This window comes from Subdoligranulum sp. DSM 23681 (genome assembly GCF_057005535.1).
On the sequence record NZ_CM168050.1, the window covers coordinates 2,505,538 to 2,524,692 of the forward strand.

Below are 19,155 nucleotides of genomic sequence, written 5' to 3' on the forward strand. Positions count from 1 at the left end.
CCATACTCATGGCGAAAGGGGTGTTCTGTTCATGAAATATTTTCCGTATGCTCTGTACATCTCCCGGCGCGTTTCGGCGCGGCGGGTCCTGGAAATCGGATTTGCCCTGGCATTTGTACTGACGGTCCTTCTGACGGCCGCGGCGGTACGCTACCGGGCGGTCTGCCGGGAAATCTGCGGGGATACCCTGCGCCTGCACATCCTGGCCGACAGCGATTCGCCGGAAGACCAGCTGCTGAAACTGCAGGTCCGGGACGCCGTGCTGGACACGGTGGCCGAACTGACCGTTGATGCGCAGACCAAGCAGCAGGCAGTGGAGGCGGTACGGACCGCATTGCCTGAACTGAAGGCCATTGCCCGGAACGTGGTGCAGGGGCGCCAGAATGTGGAAGTCCGGCTGGAACAAAGGGAATTCGAGGCCAAGGATTACGGCACCTTCCGTCTTCCGGCTGGCGAATATACGGCACTGCGCATTGAGCTGGGCAGTGCCAGGGGACACAACTGGTTCTGCGTTCTCTATCCTGCCCTGTGCGTGGGCAGCAGCGAGGCCCGCTATGACCGCGCCGAGGAAAATGCCCTGGTCTTCGGGCAGTACGAAGTCCGTTTTGCGCTTCTGGATGCCGTCCGCGGCCTGACCGGAGCCTGAATCCTTCCATTCTTCATCCATCACTCTGTCAGAAAGGCGGTTTATCATGCTCACTTTACTTCTTGGGCCTTCGGGCAGCGGCAAGTCCACCCGCCTGCGGGCCGAACTCAAGTCCCGGGCGGAGGCGGGGCAGCGCAGCATCCTGATCGTGCCGGAACAGTTCACCTCCTCCACCGAGGCGGCCCTGTACCGCACATTGGGGGATACCCTGTCCGGTTATGTGGAGAGCTACTCCTTCACCTCTCTGGCGGAAACCCTGCTGCGCCGGTATGGCGGAGCTGCGGTGCAGACCCTGACCGAGGCGGGCCGTGCGGTACTGGTGCGGCGGGCCCTGAATTCCTTGCTGGATCAGGTGGTGTATTACAGCCGCCAGCGGCACAGCGCAGCCTTCTGCGAGAAGGTGGCCCAGACCATCGATGAGCTGAAAAGCGCCGGCATCCGCCCCGGAAAGCTGGCCGAATATGCCCGTGCCCCCGGCGCCGACAGGGACAAGCTTTCGGAACTGGCGCTGATTTACGAGACCTACGAAGGGCTTCTGGCCGGCACCGCCATGGACCCCGGCGACCGCCAGGAACTGGCGGCACGGCGCCTGCAGGAAGCGGACGGCGGCCGGGATTTCTTTGCCGGCCGGACGGTGTATATTGATGAGTTCGATACATTCAACGCCCCCAAGCGGGCGCTGCTGGCGGCCATCCTGCCTGCCGCGGACCTGTCTGTCAGCCTTTGCTGCGACCATCTGCAGGAGACCGACGGCGGAGTGGGATTGTTCAGCGGAGCCAGACAGGTAGCCGCCACCCTGCAGCGGATGGCACGGCAGGCGGGTGTCCCGGTGCATACCATGACCCTCACCGGTGATTACCGCCACGAGAACGCCCCTGCGCTGGCCGAACTGTCTCTTCTTCTGGCCGACCCCGGGTATACGCCCGACGGCCCAGTTCCGGTCAAAGCGGGGGAGCAGCCGGCCATCTGCTGCTGTCAGGCGGACAGCCGGCAGGCGGAGGCCAAAGCTGCCGCGGCGGCCGTCAAGGCATTGGCGCGGACCGGCGTGCCCTACGGGCGGATGGCGGTGATCTGCCGGGATTCCGGGCTGTATCTGCCGGCTGTCCGGTACGAATTCCGCCTGCAGAACATTCCGTTGTTCTGTGACGAGGCCACCACCCCCGAAAACACCGCCCCGGCCAGGGCGGTACAGGCGGCACTGGAACTGCTGCGCGGCGGACTTGGCGGCACGGCCCTGCTGCGCCTGCTCAAGACCGGGCTGGTACATATACCGGAAGAGCAGGCCTGTGCCCTGGAAAACTATGCCTACACATGGCCCCTCCACGCCGATGACTGGCGGGCGCCGTTCACCCGCAATCCCTCCGGGTACGTGGATACCTGGTCGGAACAGGACCGCACCGATCTGGCCAATGCCGAGGCTGCCCGCCTTTTTCTGGTGGAACGGGCCCAGACCTTCCTGGACAAGGCCCGGGGCGCATGGGTGGGGGAGCTTACCCGCCGGATTTACCTCTTCCTGCAGTCGCTGGGGGCGGAGAGCTCCCTGCAGCAGCTGGCGGAAGAACTGCGTGCCAAAGGGATGCTGCCGGCGGCGGACGAGGCCTTGCGGGAATGGAACGTGGTCATCGGCCTGCTCAACGATCTGGTCCGCCTGTTGGGCGAAAAAGAAATGCTGACCCCTGCGGAGTACGCCGACCTGTTCTCCCTGCTGCTGCGCACCACCGATATGGGGCACATCCCCCAAAGTCTGGACAGCGTTATTTTTACCACGGCCGGCCGCATGCGGCTGCCGGAAACCGACGCCTGTTTCGTGCTGGGTCTGGCGGAAGGGGAGTTCCCCCAGACCCCCGGAGACCAGGGATTGCTGACCCATGCCGACCGTGACTCCATGATCGCCCAGGGGGCGGAACTGCCCGACTGTTTTGAAAACCGGGCCATCCGGGAACAGGTCTGCTTTTACAAGGCATTGACCGCCCCGGCCCGCTGGCTGTGGATGTCCTGGCCGGGAGGCGCAGCAGGGCTGCCGGTCACGGCTGCCCTGGCACCCGCACTGGACCTGATGCCCATCCCCCGCGTGGAGCCGGAACCGGCGGACCTGGGCGCCACCCCTGCGGCGGCCCTGGATCTGCTGGGCAGCGTCTGGCAGCAGAATACACCCCAGCGGGCTGCCGTTCTGGAGGCGCTGCGGGCGGTGCAGGACAGTCCCTCTGCTGCTCCGGGCTTTGCTGCGGTGCAGCGGGCTGCCCGCCGTGATCCTGCCCGGGTCACCGACACGGCAGCGCTGGAAAAGCTGCTGGGACAGCGCCTGCATATCAGTCCCACCCGCTTTGAGCGGTATGCGGTGTGTCCCTTCGGGTACTTCATGCAGTATGTGCTGAAGGCCAAACCGCGCCAGAAGGCCGAACTGGCCCCCAACATCAGCGGTACGCTGACCCACTGGGTGCTGGAACAGGCGCTGCGCCGGCAGGGAGAAAGCTTCCGCACCCTGAAGCCGGAGGAGATCGAGAGCCTGGTACAGGATCTGGTCAAAGAATACGCCGACGCCAATCTGCCCGGTGCCGGCGTGCGGATGCAGTATCTGCTGGAACGCATTGCCCGCAACCTGGTGGGGCTGCTGGGCTTTATCCAGCGGGATATGAACCAGTCGGGATTCAAGCCGGTGGCGTTTGAGCTGCGTATCGATGACCGTCCCGACCCGGACGATCCCGGCGCCCCGCGGGTGACGCCGGTGGAACTGGACGACGGCGCCGGACACACAGTGCGGGTGGTAGGGACCATCGACCGGGTGGATGCCATGCCGCTGAACGGCAGGACCTGGCTGCGGGTGGTGGACTATAAGACCGGCAGCAAAAAGTTCGACCTGAAAGAGGTATATCACGGGCTGGACTGCCAGATGCTGCTGTATCTGTTTACCCTGGAGCGCAACGGCGAAGCCCTTTTCCCCGGCGCGACCGCGGCCGGTGTGGAATATCTTCTGGCGGACCCGTCCCCCGTCACCGGTGCGCGTCCGGAATCCGGACAGAACGGAACGCCGGCGCCGCCCACCTACCCGCTGGACGGTCTGCTGCTGGACGATTCCGGCATCTGCCGTGCCATGGACACCCGTGGGACCGGAGAGTTTGTCCCGCTGAACTTCAACAAGAACGGGGATGTCAGCGCGGCTTCCCGCAAACATCTGGCCTCTCCTGAAAAAATGACCCGGATCCGGGATCATCTGGACGAGCTTCTCACCCGGATGGCCCAGGACCTGTATGGCGGCCGCATTGCCGCCGAACCTTTTGTATCCGGCGGCCGGAGTCCATGCCAGTACTGTGACTACCGCTCGGTCTGCCGCCACGCCAACGGCGAGAACGAACGCATTCCCGACACGGAAAGCGACCCTTTCGAATTGTGACCTTCTGAACTGAATTGCAGGTGTTTGCCATGGCCAATCCAACCATTCGTTTTACCCCGGCACAATCCGCCGCCATCCAGGCCCGGGGCGACAGTCTGCTGGTCAGCGCTGCCGCCGGCTCGGGCAAGACCCGCGTCCTGGTGGAACGGGCCGTGGGCCTTATCACCGACCCGGTGCATCCGGTGGAGGCGGACAGCCTTCTGATCATGACGTTCACCAACGCGGCTGCGGCCAAACTGCGGGCCGATATCACCGCGCGGCTGCAGGCGGAGGTACGCCTCCATCCTGGCGACAGCCGCCTGCGCCGCCAGCAGCTGCGTCTGCAGCGGGCATCCATCGGCACGGTGGATGCCTTCTGCCTGCACTTTGTGCAACAGCATTTTGCGGCCCTGGATATCCCGCCGGACTTTGAGACCGCCGACGATGCCACTTTGGGGCGTCTGCGCCAGGAGACCCTGGCTGCCGTGCTGGAATCTGCCTATACGGACCCGGATTTCCGCGCCTTTGCGGACCTGTATGACCGGGGCCGCACTGATGATACCGCCGGTTCGGTGGTGCTGGAACTGTACGATTTCACCCGTACCCTGCCGCATCCCGACCAGGTCCTGGATGACTTTGCCGCCATGTGGGCCGGCACCGAGCCGCCGCAGAATACCGCGTGGGGGAAGGCGCTTCTCTCTGCCGCCGCCGCCCGGACGGACGGGGCGCTGCGCCTCATTGATGCGGCCATCGCTTCCGCCACCCGGAGCGAGGAAGCCGACCGTGCCTACACGGCAGTGCTGCTGGATGACCAGAGCAAACTGCAGCTGCTGGCAAACCGCCTGCGCGGCGGTGACTGGGACAAGGCGGTGCAGGCGCTGGAACCCTTCGGGCAGTGGAAGCGCCCCGGTCGGATCAAGGGTGGCAAGGATCAGAACCCAGCCGCCCAGGCGGCCAGCGAACTGCGGGACCGGGCCAAAAAGCAGGTGGAAAAGCTCAAGACGGACTTTCTGCTGTGTACGGCCTCCGAATTTGAGGAGGACCGCCGCCGCGCCGAACCGCTGGTGGCAGCCCTGGTGCGTGTGGTCCGGCAATTTTCCCAGGCATACTTTGCGGCAAAGCTGGAAGAAAAGGTGCTGGATTATGCCGACTATGAGCATCTGACCCTGGATCTGCTTCAGACCCCGGCGGGGGAGCGCACGGCCCTGTGCCGCACGGTCAGTGCCCGCTATGCGGCGGTGCTGGTGGACGAATACCAGGACACCAACGCACTGCAGGATGCCATTTATTTTTCTCTGGCTTCCCCCGAAGGGGACAACCTCTTTTTCGTGGGAGACATCAAGCAGAGCATCTACCGTTTCCGTCAGGCCGACCCTACGGTGTTCACCGAAAAACAGAAAGCCTGGGCGCCGTACGCGGTGCCTGCGGGCGGGACCATGACCCGACCGGCCACCATCGCGCTGGATGCCAACTTCCGCAGTGCGCCTGCGGTGATCGAGGGCGTCAACTTCCTGTTTGACCAGGTATTTTCCGCCAACCTGGGCGGCATCGCCTACGGTCCGGGACAGCGACTGGTGGTGGGCAAACCCGGCAGCTACGACGGCCGGTGCGAACTGCTGGTCCTGAACGGCTGCACCGACCCTGCCGCCGACGATGCCCGGGCCATCGCAGCCCGGATCCTGGACATGGAGAAGGATGGGTTCCAGGTACGGGAAGGGGACCAGGTCCGTCCCTGCCGCAGCGAGGACTTCTGCATCCTGCTGCGCAGCCGGGGCGATTTCCCGGTATACGAGTCGGCCCTGCGCGCGGCGGGCATCCCCGTCTTCGCGGATGCTGCCGCCGATCTGCTGGACACCCCCCATGTGCGGCCCTTTGCCGCGCTGCTTCGCATCATCGATAACCCTGCCCAGGATGTGGAGCTGTCGGCGGTGCTGCTCAGTCCGCTGTATGACTGCCGTCCCGATGATCTGGTCCGTCTGCGGGCCAAAGTGCCGGGAGGCAGCCTGTATGCCGCTGTGCGCCAGGGACCCCGGGACCGGTTCGGTCCCTTCCTGGACGATCTACAGACCTTCCGCCATCTGGCCCGCACGCTGCCGGTTCCGGCGCTGATCGAAGAGCTCTTTGCCCGCACCGGCTATCTGGCTGCGGCGGGGGCCATGCCCGACGGTGCCCGCTGCCGGGAAGATCTGCTTGCGTTTGCGTCCTGGGCCTCCGGGGCGGGCGCCCGGGGACTTCCGTCCCTGATCCGCGCCATGAATGCCGCCCAGCAAAACGGCGGTGTCACCCCCGGCGGCGGGGGACAGAGCCGTCCCGGCTGTGTTTCCATCATGACGGTGCACCGCTCCAAGGGCCTGGAATTCCCGGTGGTCTTTGTGGCGGGCACCACCCATAAATTCAACCAGAGTGATGTGGTCCGTCCGGTGCTTTGCCACCGCAACCTGGGGGTGGGGCTCACCCTGCGGGACGGCACCCGGGCCAGCCGGTACAAGACCCTGCCCTACGCAGCCCTGGCCCAGAGCATCCGTGCCGAGACCCTCAGCGAGGAAATGCGGATCCTGTACGTGGCCCTGACCCGTGCGCAGGATGCCCTTATCATCACGGTGCCCTGCAAGGATCTGCAACGGGAACTGGCCGTGCCGGCGCTGTGTGCGGCGGCAGGGGCCACCGGGGCCGAAACGCTGCAGGGATTCCAGAACTGGGGCGGCTGGCTGCTTACTGCCGCGCTGCGCCATCCCATGGGGCAGAAGCTTTGGGGATACACCGAATTCCTGCCCACCTATGTGTCCAGTCAGGCCCCGCTGCAGGTGCAGGTGGAAACCCCGCCTCCGCCCGCTGCCGCGGCGGTTCCCCAGCCGGAGGCGCAGCCGGATGCAGCCCTGCAGCAGGCGCTGCTGCAGAACTTCCAATGGCAGGACCCGGCGGAACTGCTGCATGATATCCCGGTCAAGGTCAGCGTCTCCGCCGTGACCCACGCGGCCCGGGACGTGGCGCTGGAACGTCCGGCCTTCCTGCAGAAAGACGGAATGACCGGGGCGGAACGTGGCACCGCACTGCATGCTTTTCTGCAAAGCATGCCTTTTGAGGAGGCGGAACCCGACCTGGATGCCGAGGTGCAGCGCCAGCTGGACCTGCGTCTGCTGGATCCGGCGCTGGCCAAGGTACTGGACCTGGAAGCGGTGCGCCCCTTCCTGCAGGGGCCGCTGTGGCGGCGCATCCGGCAGGCAAAGCGCATCCTGCGGGAAGAACCCTTCATCACCTCTCTGCCCGCCTCGGAGGTCATCGGCGATGCGCCGGCCCGGGCCGCCGTTCTTGTACAGGGCATTGCCGACCTGGTGCTGGTCTTTGATGACCACGCCGAGATCGTGGACTACAAGACCGACCGTTCCCGGGACCCGGATTACTATATAAAGGAATACGGGGCACAGCTGCGGCTGTATCGTTGGGCCTTTGCGCTGCGCCTGGGGGTGCCGGTGAACCGTCTGACCATCTATTCCTTCTCCCTGCAGCAGGAGGTCGATGTGCCTCTGCAATGAGGAGAAACCGGCCGGTTGAACGGCAGAGTGTAATTTTATTTGCCTGTGCCCCTTGACTTGTAAGGGTATATTGTGCTATTATGATAGCACCTCTTTTGCGGGTTTTATTTTTTGTGCCCATTTTCAGGGCCGCCCGCAAGCCGAGGGAGGCTTGGACCGCCGAAATTCGACCGCGCGGTCCGCTACAAACCGTTATAATGGAGGTGCCGAACAATGACTGTCAAAATCACCCTCGCCTGCACGGAATGCAAGCAGCGCAACTACAACAAGCAGAAGAACAAGAAGAACAATCCCGATCGTCTCGAGATGAAGAAGTACTGCCGCTTCTGCAAAAAGCACACGGTCCATCGCGAAACCAAGTAAGTGAAGGAGCTCTGAACAATGGCTGATAAGAACGCGGTCAATGACACCGCTGCCAAGGCTTCGGAACAGAAGAAGGACAAGAAAGCCGCCACCGGCAAGAAAAAGTCCTCTTTCATGGACAAGGTCAAGGGCTTCTTCGCAGGCATCGCCAAGTTCTTCAAGGACACCAAGAGCGAACTGAAAAAGGTCGTGTGGCCCAGCCGTAAGGACGTCAGGACCAATACCATCACCGTCATCGTGGTCGTGCTCATCGCGGCCGTGGTGCTGGTGCTGCTGGATATGGCGTTCGGCGGCCTGATCCACCTGCTCATCGGTGCATAAAAGCGGAGGCGAACCCATGGCTGAACAAGCGTATTGGTATGTGGTGCATACCTATTCCGGCTATGAAAACAAGGTCGCGCAGGACCTGATGACGATGGTGGAAAACCGCCGTCTGCAGGACATGATCTGCGACGTGAAGGTCCCCACGGAGACCGCCGTTGAAGACGTGTTCGACAAGCAGGGCAACAAGATCGGGGAAAAGGAAGTCCAGCACAAGGTCTACCCCGGTTATGTGTTCGTCAAAATGGTCATGACCGACAGAACCTGGTACATTGTGCGCAACACCCGCGGCTGCACCGGCTTCGTGGGTCCGGCTTCCAAGCCGGAACCCCTGTCCGAAGAGGAAGTGGCCAAGCTGGGTGTGGAAATGGTCGCCGAACCGTCCATCGATTATGCGGTGGGCGATACGGTGGAGATCACCGCCGGTCCGATGGAAGGCTCCGTCGCCACCGTGGAGGAGATCGACAAATCCGCGCGCAAGGTCAAGGTCAAGATCACCATGTTTGGCCGCGAGATTCCGGCCGAGCTGGAACTGTATCAGGTCAAGCTGCTGTAAAGCAAAAGCGGCAGATGTGCCGCAGCCCGCAATTTTCGGTAAAAACCGCAGGTCGGTTTTTATAGGGCGCGTTCCTGCGCCCGTGGGAGGCCCCCAAGGGGCCGTAACTCACCACAAATTATGGAGGTGCAAATATCATGGCACAGAAAATCACTGGCTATATCAAGCTGCAAATCCCCGCCGGCAAGGCGACTCCGGCACCGCCCGTTGGTCCTGCTCTGGGCCAGAAGGGCGTCAACATCATGTCCTTCACCAAGGAATTCAACGAGCGTACCAAGAACCAGATGGGCATGATCATCCCCGTCGTCATCACTGTGTACGCTGACCGTTCCTTCAGCTTCATCACCAAGACCCCGCCGGCTCCGGTCCTGATCAAGAAGGCCGCCGGCATCGACACTGCCTCCGGCGTGCCCAACAAGAACAAGGTCGGCTCCATCACCCTGGCTCAGGCCGAGGAGATCGCCAAGACCAAGATGCCTGACCTGAACGCTGCTTCTCTGGAAGCTGCTGTCAGCATGATCAAGGGCACCTGCCGCAGCATGGGCGTCACCGTCGAGGGCTGAGGCCGCCGCAAACGTGGGAGGAAGATTCCGATACACCACATTATGGAGGAATGAGTAATGAAACACGGTAAGCATTACGTCGAGAGCGCCAAGCTCATCGACCGTACCAAAGTATACGATCCGCAGGAAGCCCTGGAGCTGTGCTGCAAGACTGCTCGCGCTAAGTTCGACGAGACCGTCGAGCTGCATGTCCGCCTGGGCGTTGACAGCCGTCACGCTGACCAGCAGGTCCGCGGCGCCGTCGTGCTGCCCAACGGCACCGGCAAGAACGTTCGCGTCATCGCCATCTGCAAGGGCGACGCCGCCAAGGCTGCCGAGGCTGCCGGTGCGCAGGAAGTCGGTGATGATGATCTGATCGCCAAGATCCAGGGCGGTTACCTGGACTTCGACGTTCTGGTCACCACCCCGGACATGATGGGCCGTGTTGGCCGTCTGGGTAAGATCCTGGGCCCCCGTGGCCTGATGCCCAACCCCAAGGCCGGCACCGTGACCCCCGACGTGGGCCGCGCTGTCACCGAAGCCAAGGCCGGTAAGATCGAGTACCGCCTGGACAAGCAGAACATCATCCATGTTCCTGTGGGCAAGGCTTCTTTCGGAGCCGAAAAGCTGATGGTCAACCTGGACACCGTCCTGGAAGCCATCGCCAAGGCCAAGCCGGCCGCTGCCAAGGGCCAGTACTTCAAGAGCGCCACCATCGCCACCACCATGGGCCCTGGCGTTCGCGTCAACACCCTGAAGTACGGTGTCTGATTGACACAAAAGTGTTGACAAATGCACGTTTCGGTGCTATAATAGTTACGCTGTTTTTAAGACAGCAGGTGCTGATGCAAAAGTCAGCCTAACGGGCGCAAGCCCGCCTGCCGAGAAACGTGCGCTTGATTGCTTTTTCAAGCCCCTTTTCCCGGCAACGGGGAAGGGGCTTTTTTCATGGGATTTTCCCGAAAAAGCCGCTTGCCTGTTCAACTGAAATCTGCAAGCGGAACGAGGTGAAAAAGAAATGCCCAGTGCAAAGATTCTGGAATCCAAGAAGGCGTTTGTTGCCGAACTGAACACCAAGATCACCGGCTCTCTGGCCGGCGTTGTGGTGGCTTACAACGGCATCAGCGTTGAGAACGACACCAAGCTGCGTAAGGAACTGCGTGAAGCCGGCGTTGAGTATATGGTCGTGAAGAACACCATGCTGCGCCGCGCTGTCGCCGGCACCGCTTACGAGGGCCTGACCGAGTACTTCAAGGGCGACACCGCCATCGCGCTGTCTGCTGAGGACCCGGCCGCCGCTGCTCGCATCCTGTGCAAGTACGCCGACAACGACAAGTCCAAGCGCTTCACCGTCAAGGGCGGCTTCTGCGATGGTCAGCTGCTGGATGCAGCCGGCGTCAAGAGCCTGTCCACCATGCCCAACCTCGAGGGTCTGCTCTCCATGGTTGCCGGCTCCCTCAACTCCATCATTGGTGGTCTGGCTGTTGCCATCCAGGGAATCGTCGACAAGCAGGAAGAACCCGCTGCCTGATCCTTCGGGCTGCATGAGGGCCGCGGCATGAATGGGCCCCTCGAAAAATAAGCCTGCCGCACAAAACAATTCAAAATTAAATGGAGGTATCCTACCATGGCTTCTGAAAAGATCACTGCCATTGTCGAGTCTGTCAAGACTATGACTGTTCTGGAGCTGAAAGAGCTCGTTGACACCATCTGCGAAGAGTTCGGCGTTTCCGCCGTTGCCGCTGCCGCTGCTCCCGCTGCCGGCGCTGCTGCTGCTCCCGCTGAGGAAGAGAAGACCGAATTCGACGTCATCCTGAAGGACGTCGGCGCCAACAAGATGCAGGTCATCAAGGCCGTCAAGGAACTGACCGGCGCTTCCCTGATGGAAGCCAAGAAGCTGGTTGAGACCGCTGACGCCAAGCTGAAGGAGCAGGCTCCGAAGGCTGAGGCCGAAGAGATGCAGAAGAAGCTGGAAGAAGTCGGCGCCAAGGTCGAACTGAAGTAAGCTTTTTCCCTCATACAGTTAAGAAGGCCGCTGCCCCGCAAAGGGCAGCGGCCTTTGTTTTGTATTCTGTCAGGAAAAGGGCAAGGGAGAGGGCAAGCCGTCGGGTACCGCTCAGCTTTCCGCCTTCTCAAAGATCTCGGCAGCCTGGACCAGCAGCTTCCGGATGGGCAGATGCTGGGGGCACACATGCTCGCACTGGCCGCACTTGATGCAGTCGGACGCCTTGCCGTGCCCGTTGGTGTTCACCTCATAATAGAACTCGCTGTTCCAGTCCTTGTACTGCTTTTTGGCGTTCAGGCAGGCGAACAGGTCGGGGATCAAGATCTCTTTGGGGCAGCCTGCCACACAGTAGCGGCAGTTGGTGCAGGCGATGGTATCCTGCTGGTGCAGCAGGGTGCACACCCGGGAGACCGCCGCCCGCTCGGCACCGGTCAGCGGAAGGAAGGCCTGCATGTAGCTCAGGTTGTCCCGCATCTGTTCCAGGGTGCTCATGCCGCTGAGGACCATGCCGGTGTCTTCGTAGCTGGCCGCGAACCGCACCGCATAACTGGCAGCGCTGCCGCCGTGCAGATCAGCAAAGACCTGGGCAGCCTCCGGGATCAGGTTGGCCAGACGTCCGCCCTTCACCGGCTCCATGACGATGACCGGCTTGCCGAACTCCTGGCAGACCTCGTAGTTGGCGCGGCTCTGCACGCCGGGATCTTCGTAGTCGGCGTAGTTGAACTGCAACTGCACCACCTCGATCTCGGGATGTTCGGTCAGGATGCGCCGCAGCAGCTCCGGTTTGTCGTGGAAGGAAAAACCGATATGCCGCACCAGACCTTCGGCCTTCAGCTGCTGTACCGCCTCAAAGGCATGGCAGTTGAGGTAGTGGTCATAGTTGTCGGCGGTGATGGAATGGAGCAGATAAAAGTCAAAGTAATCCACCCCGCAGGCCTTGAGCTGGCTTTCAAACAAAGGCCGGATATCAGCTTCGGTCTTGAAGAAGGAGGAGGTCAGTTTGTCCGTCAGGATGTACCGGTCCCGGGGATACCGGCTGGTCAGGCAGTGGCGCACAGCCAGTTCACTTTTGCCGTCCAGATACCCGTGGGCGGTGTCAAAGTAGCGGAATCCCCGGTCCAGGAACTCATCCACCATCTGGCAGACCTGATCGGTGTCCACCACCTCGACGTCCTCTTCCAGCTTGCGCATGGGCAGGCGCATCATGCCGAATCCCAGCTTTTTGGCCCCGAAAAGGGATGCATATTTGTTTTCCATGGTAATCCTCCGTTGTTTGTTCAATATCCGCAAAAAAGGGCGTGCCGATGTGGGCACGCCCCGTATCCGGGTCGGGTTTCAGGCCCGCTGTGCAGCCGCACGACGGGTTTTGGGCGGGGGCATTTTGCCGCTGTTTTCCGCGGTGAGCTCATACTGCTCGGTGAAGTGGCGCAGGATCACGGTGCGGCGTACCATGCCGATGAAGACATTGCGGTCATCCACCACCGGCACAAAATTCTGGTCGATGGCAGCGTGCAGCAGCGCGCGCATGTCGGTGGTGACGGGCACGGCCTTGTAATCCCGCCGGCGGGGAAAACTGGAGATGGGGACGTCCTCGCTGGCGTCCAGGTCCAGCCCGTGCAGGTTCTTGATGCCCCACAGAATGTCACCTTCGGTGATGGTACCCACATACTCGCCGTTGCGGCGCAGTACCGGGATGGTGGCAAAACGCTGGTTGGCCCATTTTTCAAGGGTCTGGCGCAGGGTGAAATCCTCGTACACGAACAGGACATCCTGCTTGGGTGTGAGGAAAAAGAGCAGGTTCATAACGGGGTCTCCTTATGAGGAATGTTGGGGGCCGATTGCGGTGCGGAAGGGAAGCCGCCGCTTCCCTTAAAACCAGTATACGCGGGCGGCATGGAAATTTTGTGAATGGAATGTAAAATCCGGCTGACAAAAATGGCGGATGTTTTTGGGCATCTTTTCATGTTTTTTCCGGCTTGTTTCTCAAAAATGCCCCTGTTCAAACGGCGCCAAATAGTGTATAATAAACTATAATTATACGGCGCAAAACACCGGCGGCATTCCCCGCGGGGCGCTTTGCCGCTGATCTCGTAAATAAAGGAGGTTCGGCTTGTGATCACAAAAGTCAATCCCTATGGGCATATTTCGCTTACCAATGAGTACTTCTCCGGCCTGGTGGCCCAGGCGGCCCGTCATTGCTACGGCATCGCCGCCATGGGGCAGAATCCGGCTGCCAACACCGTGCGCCAGACCCTGCGCAACGGCAGCCTGCCGGAAAAGGGCGTCAGTGTGTCTCAGCAGGACGGCAAGCTTGTCATTGCGCTGCATATCAAGGTGGGGTATGGTCTCAACATTGCATCCATTACCCAGAGCATTACCCACCGTGTGCAGGATGAAGTGGAGCGTGCCACCGGTCTGAAAGTGGCCCGCATCGACGTGTATGTGGATGACATCATCTCCGACTGAACCCCCGCCAGAAGAACTGAGTGTAAGACAATGAGGTGCAAGAATACATGATCAACGGTAAAACTCTGCGTGACGCCATCCTTTCCGGCGCCAACAACATTGCCAACCAGCGCGTCCGCGTGGACGAGCTGAACGTTTTCCCCGTGCCGGACGGCGATACCGGTACCAACATGAGCATGACCATCGGTGCTGCCACCCAGGAACTGCAGGCCATGCCCGATACCTGCACCGTGGCCGAAGCCAGCAAGGCTGCCGCTTCCGCCATGCTGCGCGGCGCCCGGGGCAACTCCGGCGTCATCACCAGCCTTTTGTTCCGCGGCTTCTCCAAGGCGCTGCAGGGCAAAACCAACGCCGAGGCCGCTGACCTGGCCAAGGCGCTGCAGATGGGCGTGGAGGCTGCCTACAAGGCGGTCATGAAGCCCACTGAAGGCACCATCCTCACCGTCACCCGTCTGGCTTCCGAAGCCGCTGCCGCCTCCACTGCCACCGAAGTGCCCGCCCTGTGGGCCGAGGTCATGGCGGCCGGTCAGGCTGCCCTGGAAGATACCCCCAACCAGCTGCCCGTCCTGAAAAAGGCCGGCGTGGTGGATGCGGGCGGCCAGGGCATCATGCTGGTGTTTGAAGGCATGCAGCAGGTCTTTGAGGGCCGCGGCATGGTCGCCAGTGAGGAAGTGGCCCCCAAACCCAAACTGAGCAGCGACGCTGCCGGCAAGGGCGTTTTTGCGGACGACCTGATGAAGGTGGAGGACATCAAGAACGGCTACTGCACCCAGTTCCTGCTGCACAAGAACGAGGATGCCAGCGTGGCCAAGCTGCGGGCCTTCCTGGAATCCAACGGTGATTCCGTGGTGGTCATTGAGGACGACGACGTGGCCAACTGCCATGTGCACACCGCCGATCCCGGCATGATGCTCAGTGAGGCCATCAAGTACGGCTACCTGACCAACTTCAAGATCGAGAATATGCACGAGCAGTTCCTGGCCCGCCAGAAGCAGGGCAAGAGCCTGGAAAAGCAGGCGGAAGCGGAAGGCAAGGCCGCCGGTGAAGAGTTCGTTTACGCGGCCGTTGACCCGGAGCGCACCTACGGCTTTGTGGCCGTGGCCGCCGGCGAAGGCCTGCGTGCTGTCTTCAGTGACCTGGGCGTGGATGCCGTTGTGTCCGGCGGCCAGACCATGAACCCCGCCACCGAGGACATCCTGGCGGCCATCCAGAGCGTGCCCGCCCAGACGGTTCTGGTCCTGCCCAACAACAAGAACATCATCATGGCAGCGGAACAGGCCCAGAAGCTGGCCGACCGCAAGGTCCTGGTCCTGCCCACCCGCACAGTGCCCCAGGGCATGACCGCCATGCTGAACTTTGACCCCGAAGCGTCCCCGGACGAAAATGCCGTCAACATGATGGCGGCTGCCGACAAGGTGGCCACCGGCCTGGTGACCTATGCCGCCCGTGACAGTGAGTTCGACGGCAAGCCCATCAAGAAGGGCGAGATCATGGCCCTGGAAAACGGCAAGATCGTGGCCACCGGTTCCGACATCACCAAGATGACCTACCGTCTGGCCCGCTCCATGCGCAAGAAGGATACCCAGTTCATCACGGTGATCTCCGGCTGCGATGTGGACGAGGCCGACGCCGAACGCACCACCGAGCTGGTACAGTCCAAGTGTGGCAGCAACATCGAAGTCAGCCATATCAATGGCGGTCAGCCGGTGTACTACTACATGATCTCGGTGGAGTAAACAAGGTTTTACAAACACAAAAAAAGGACGAATTTGTGCCAAAAGCCAGGTTCGTCCTTTTTTAACATGGGAACTTGCAAGGAAAGGAGGTCCCGGGTATGCCGCCGCTGGACGGATCCATTCAATATCTCAAGGGGGTCGGCCCCAGTTTCGCCAAAAAATTTGAAAAACTGGGCATCACCACCGTGCGGGATCTGCTGCTCCACTATCCCCGCCGGTATATCGACTACTCCAAGCCCTATACCGTGGTGTCCGCGCCGTATGATGTGGACTGCTGCGTGCGGGCCACTGTGCTGCAGAAAGAGCCGGACCGGCGTGTCCGGGGCGGGCGAGTGCTCACCCGGGTGCTGGCCGCCGACGACAGCGGGACTCTGAACCTTTCCTGGTTCAATGCGCCCTATGCGGCCCAGAATCTGGAAATAGGGGAGACCTATTACTTCGAAGGCAGGGTGGGCGGTACCCTGACCAGGCGGGAAATTCTGCACCCGCTGGTACGGTCCCAGGCCCAGGTGGCGGCGTCCCCTCTGCTGCCGGTCTACGGTGCCACCGAGGGCCTGCCCTCCGGCCGCATCGCCCGGTGTGTGGAGTCCGCCCTGCCTGCCGCTGCGGATCTGCCGGACCCGCTGCCGCCGGAACTGCTGACCCGCTATCGTATGCCCCCTAAGTCGGAAGCCGTGCGGGCCATCCACGCCCCTCACAGCACCGAGGAGGCTGCCGCCGCCCGCCGCCGCCTGATCTTTGAGGAACTGTACATTCTGCAGTTGGGCATCTTTCTGCTGCGCAGCCACGGCCGCAGGGCCGCCGGGGCGCCCATGCACCCGCTGGACCTGGAGCCTTTCTGGCGCAGTCTGCCGTATGAGCCTACCGGGGCGCAGCGTCGGGCCACCCAGGAGATCACCGCCGACCTCTGCCGCAACACCCCCATGAACCGATTGCTGCAAGGGGATGTGGGCAGCGGCAAGACCCTGGTGGCCGCCGCTGCCATCTGGTATGCCGCCCAGAACGGCTGGCAGAGCGCTCTGTTGGCCCCCACCGAGATCCTGGCCCGACAGCATGCCGCCACCCTGGCTGACCGTCTGGAACCTTTCGGGGTCAATGTGACCCTGCTGGTGGGCGGCATGAAAGCCGCCGAGCGCCGGATCGCACTGGCCGCCATCGAGGACGGTCGGGCGGGACTGGTGGTGGGCACCCATGCAGTGCTCACCGACAAAGTGGTGTTCAAGAACCTGGGGCTGGCCATCGTGGACGAGCAGCACCGTTTCGGTGTACGCCAGCGGGGCGTGCTGGTGGGCAAGGCCCGCAGCCCCCATCTGCTGGTCATGAGTGCTACCCCCATTCCCCGTACCCTGGGGCTGCTTTTGTACGGGGACCTGGATATCTCGGTGCTGGACGAACTGCCTCCCGGCCGCAAACCCATCAAGACCTGGTTCATCACCGGGCGCAAGCGGCGGGACATGTACGGGTACCTGGACAAGCAGATCGAAGCCGGCCACCAGGTGTACATCGTCTGTCCGGCCATTGAGGAGAACGAGCTGGACGCGGGCATGAAGGCGGTAAAACAATATTATGAGGACACTGCCTGTGCGCTGCTGCCTCACCGGCGCATCGGCCTGCTCCACGGCAAACTCAAGCCCAAGGAGAAGGAGGAGATCATGCAGCAGTTCAAGGAAGGGGAGCTGGACGTGCTGGTGAGTACCACCGTCATCGAGGTGGGGGTGGACGTCCCCAATGCCACCGTCATGGTCATCGAGAATGCGGAGCGCTTTGGGCTGTCCGCCCTGCACCAGCTTCGTGGACGCGTGGGCCGGGGCGCGGCGGATTCCTGCTGTATCCTCATTTCGGACAACGAGAACGAATCGGTGAAGGAGCGGCTGCATTTTCTCTGCCACACCGCCGACGGCTTCGCGGTGGCCCGGTACGACCTGGAACACCGGGGCCCCGGCGACTTCTTCGGGGAGGCACAGCATGGCCTGCCCACCCTGCATGTGGCCGATCTGGTGCAGGATACCCGCACCCTGAAGGTGGCCCAGCAGGAGGCCAAGGAGCTGCTGACCAGGGATCCCAATCTGGCCCTGCCGGAACATCGGGAACTTTCGGACGAGGTGGAACGACTTTTTGCCACCGCCGGCGCCATGAATTGAGAGGGAAACCGGAGAAAAATTTGTGCCCCGGGGCACTTTTTGGTATACTATATCTGTATCCGCGGGCCCGCTGCCCGCATGACCTGTGAACCAAGGAACGTCATATGGATTTGCATCGCCTGAAACAATATCTGGCCGCCGGACTGACGGTACTGCTGCTGGCCTGCCTGCTGGCGGCGCCGGCATCGGCCATGTCCGGCTATGACCCGGACTTTGAGCTCACCGCCGAGGCGGCTTATGTGGTCAATCTGGACACCAACCTGGTGGTCTACGAGAAAAACAGCGATACCCAGGTGACCGCCGCTAGCCTGACCAAGATGATGACCATGCTCCTGCTGCTGAAAAACTACCAGGATCAGCTGGACACCATAACGGTGACGGCACCGGGGTACATTTATGATTATCTGTACGGCAAGAATGCCTCCACCGCCGACTTCCGCCGGGGCGAGACCCATACCCTGCGTACTTTGCTCTACGGCATGGAAGTACAGTCGGCCAACGAAGGCGCCTACATCGTGGCGGACTATATGGGCGGCGGCAGCATTGATAACTTCGTGGCCATGATGAACGATGAGGCCAAGGCCATCGGCTGCACCGGCACCACCTTCACCGACCCCTGCGGCCTGGATGAAGGCAATGTGACCACCGCCAAGGATGCCTACCTGATTCTGCGCGCCCTGATCTCGTATGACGCTTTTGTGGAAGCGGCAGGGGCCTCCAGCTGGGTGGTGCCCGCCGGCAATGGCCGGGAAGCCTACAGCCTGTTCAGTACGGATAAGATGATCACCAAGGGCAGCAGTGTCTACCGGGAATATACCCAGGGCGGAAAGACCGGCAGCCTGTCTTCCGGCTGGCAGAACTTTGCCAGCTGGCATACCCAGGACAGCATCAGCTATATCAGCGTCATGCTGCATTCTTCCACCGACGTGGGGGTCAACCCGGCCCAGATCGAGACCGGGCAGATCATGGACTGGGCATTCGATACCTTCTCGGTCAGTGCGGCGCTGGATACCACCCAGCCCATCTCGGAACTGCCGGTGCGCTATTCCACCGAGGCGGACACTGTCATGCTTTATCCGGTGGACAATATGCTGACGCTGCTGCCTTCTGACGGCGGTGCCTCCCTGACCCAGCAGACCTTCCACCTGCCGGACAGTCTGGCAGCCCCCATCACCCAGGGCGAGGTGGTGGGCAGTGTCACCGTCTCCATTCAGGGGGAAGAGGTGGGCACCGTGGACCTGATCGCCGGCAGCAATGTTTCCCGCAACCAGGTCCTGTACACCATGGCCCGGGTGGGTGAGTTCTTCAGTTCCACCTACTTCAAGGTGGTGGTCATCATCACCATGCTCACGGTGGCCGTATACGCCTTTGTGTGGGTGGCAGCGGTGCTTATGGCCCTCAATGAGGAAGGCAAGAAAATGAACAAGCGGCGCCGCCGCTGAATCGGCATAAAAGAAAACCGGACCGGGAACTTCC

16 protein-coding genes are annotated in these 19,155 nt (G+C 61.9%); 14 read left to right on the top strand and 2 right to left on the bottom strand.

Annotated elements, in window-relative coordinates:
- Window positions 1-31: 31 nt before the first annotated feature.
- From AC127K_RS11560 to rplL, 10 genes are all read left to right on the top strand, one after another.
- On the top strand, window positions 32-646 hold the full coding sequence (locus AC127K_RS11560) for a stage II sporulation protein R (protein WP_483720709.1): 615 nt from the start codon (window positions 32-34) through the stop codon (window positions 644-646).
- Between the two features lie 46 nt (window positions 647-692).
- Window positions 693-4,037, top strand: coding sequence for a PD-(D/E)XK nuclease family protein (locus AC127K_RS11565; protein WP_483720710.1), 3,345 nt, complete (start codon window positions 693-695; stop codon window positions 4,035-4,037).
- Window positions 4,038-4,066: 29 nt separating this feature from the next.
- Entirely contained in the window at window positions 4,067-7,549 is a 3,483-nt protein-coding gene (locus AC127K_RS11570; RefSeq protein ID WP_483720711.1) for a UvrD-helicase domain-containing protein, read from the top strand.
- A 213-nt stretch (window positions 7,550-7,762) separates the two neighbouring features.
- Window positions 7,763-7,912 (top strand): 50S ribosomal protein L33, encoded by a 150-nt coding sequence (gene rpmG, locus AC127K_RS11575; RefSeq protein ID WP_204648215.1) that lies wholly within the window; start codon window positions 7,763-7,765, stop codon window positions 7,910-7,912.
- Window positions 7,913-7,930: 18 nt separating this feature from the next.
- Complete coding sequence (gene secE / locus AC127K_RS11580) at window positions 7,931-8,233, top strand: preprotein translocase subunit SecE (protein WP_294540384.1); 303 nt, start codon at window positions 7,931-7,933, stop codon at window positions 8,231-8,233.
- Between the two features lie 16 nt (window positions 8,234-8,249).
- Window positions 8,250-8,789: a transcription termination/antitermination protein NusG gene (nusG, locus tag AC127K_RS11585; protein WP_294540382.1), complete on the top strand. Its 540-nt coding sequence runs from the start codon at window positions 8,250-8,252 to the stop codon at window positions 8,787-8,789.
- A 137-nt stretch (window positions 8,790-8,926) separates the two neighbouring features.
- Entirely contained in the window at window positions 8,927-9,352 is a 426-nt protein-coding gene (gene rplK, locus AC127K_RS11590; protein ID WP_204648218.1) for a 50S ribosomal protein L11, read from the top strand.
- Between the two features lie 57 nt (window positions 9,353-9,409).
- Entirely contained in the window at window positions 9,410-10,102 is a 693-nt protein-coding gene (gene rplA, locus AC127K_RS11595) for a 50S ribosomal protein L1 (RefSeq protein WP_294540378.1), read from the top strand.
- A gap of 247 nt (window positions 10,103-10,349) precedes the next feature.
- A complete protein-coding gene (gene rplJ, locus AC127K_RS11600) occupies window positions 10,350-10,862 on the top strand; it encodes a 50S ribosomal protein L10 (RefSeq protein ID WP_483720713.1) in 513 nt (170 codons plus the stop codon).
- 96 nt (window positions 10,863-10,958) lie between these two features.
- Complete coding sequence (rplL, locus tag AC127K_RS11605; protein ID WP_294540374.1) at window positions 10,959-11,336, top strand: 50S ribosomal protein L7/L12; 378 nt, start codon at window positions 10,959-10,961, stop codon at window positions 11,334-11,336.
- 111 nt (window positions 11,337-11,447) lie between these two features.
- Here the strand turns inward: rplL and AC127K_RS11610 are convergent, their stop codons facing one another.
- Both AC127K_RS11610 and AC127K_RS11615 read right to left on the bottom strand, forming a co-directional pair.
- The gene (locus AC127K_RS11610; protein WP_483720715.1) at window positions 11,448-12,593 is read right to left on the bottom strand and encodes an aldo/keto reductase; all 1,146 of its coding nucleotides are present in this window, start codon (window positions 12,591-12,593) and stop codon (window positions 11,448-11,450) included.
- Between the two features lie 78 nt (window positions 12,594-12,671).
- Window positions 12,672-13,139: a CBS domain-containing protein gene (locus AC127K_RS11615; RefSeq protein ID WP_294540370.1), complete on the bottom strand. Its 468-nt coding sequence runs from the start codon at window positions 13,137-13,139 to the stop codon at window positions 12,672-12,674.
- Between the two features lie 309 nt (window positions 13,140-13,448).
- Here AC127K_RS11615 and AC127K_RS11620 point away from each other — a divergent pair, with 309 nt between their 5' ends.
- From AC127K_RS11620 to AC127K_RS11635, 4 genes are all read left to right on the top strand, one after another.
- Window positions 13,449-13,802 (top strand): Asp23/Gls24 family envelope stress response protein, encoded by a 354-nt coding sequence (locus tag AC127K_RS11620; RefSeq protein WP_294540368.1) that lies wholly within the window; start codon window positions 13,449-13,451, stop codon window positions 13,800-13,802.
- A 47-nt stretch (window positions 13,803-13,849) separates the two neighbouring features.
- Window positions 13,850-15,538 carry a DAK2 domain-containing protein gene (locus tag AC127K_RS11625; RefSeq protein WP_483720717.1) on the top strand — a complete coding sequence of 563 codons (1,689 nt, stop codon included), beginning with the start codon at window positions 13,850-13,852 and terminating at the stop codon, window positions 15,536-15,538.
- 98 nt (window positions 15,539-15,636) lie between these two features.
- Entirely contained in the window at window positions 15,637-17,679 is a 2,043-nt protein-coding gene (gene recG / locus AC127K_RS11630) for an ATP-dependent DNA helicase RecG (RefSeq protein WP_483720718.1), read from the top strand.
- Between the two features lie 104 nt (window positions 17,680-17,783).
- On the top strand, window positions 17,784-19,121 hold the full coding sequence (locus AC127K_RS11635; RefSeq protein WP_483720719.1) for a D-alanyl-D-alanine carboxypeptidase family protein: 1,338 nt from the start codon (window positions 17,784-17,786) through the stop codon (window positions 19,119-19,121).
- Window positions 19,122-19,155: the final 34 nt, after the last annotated feature.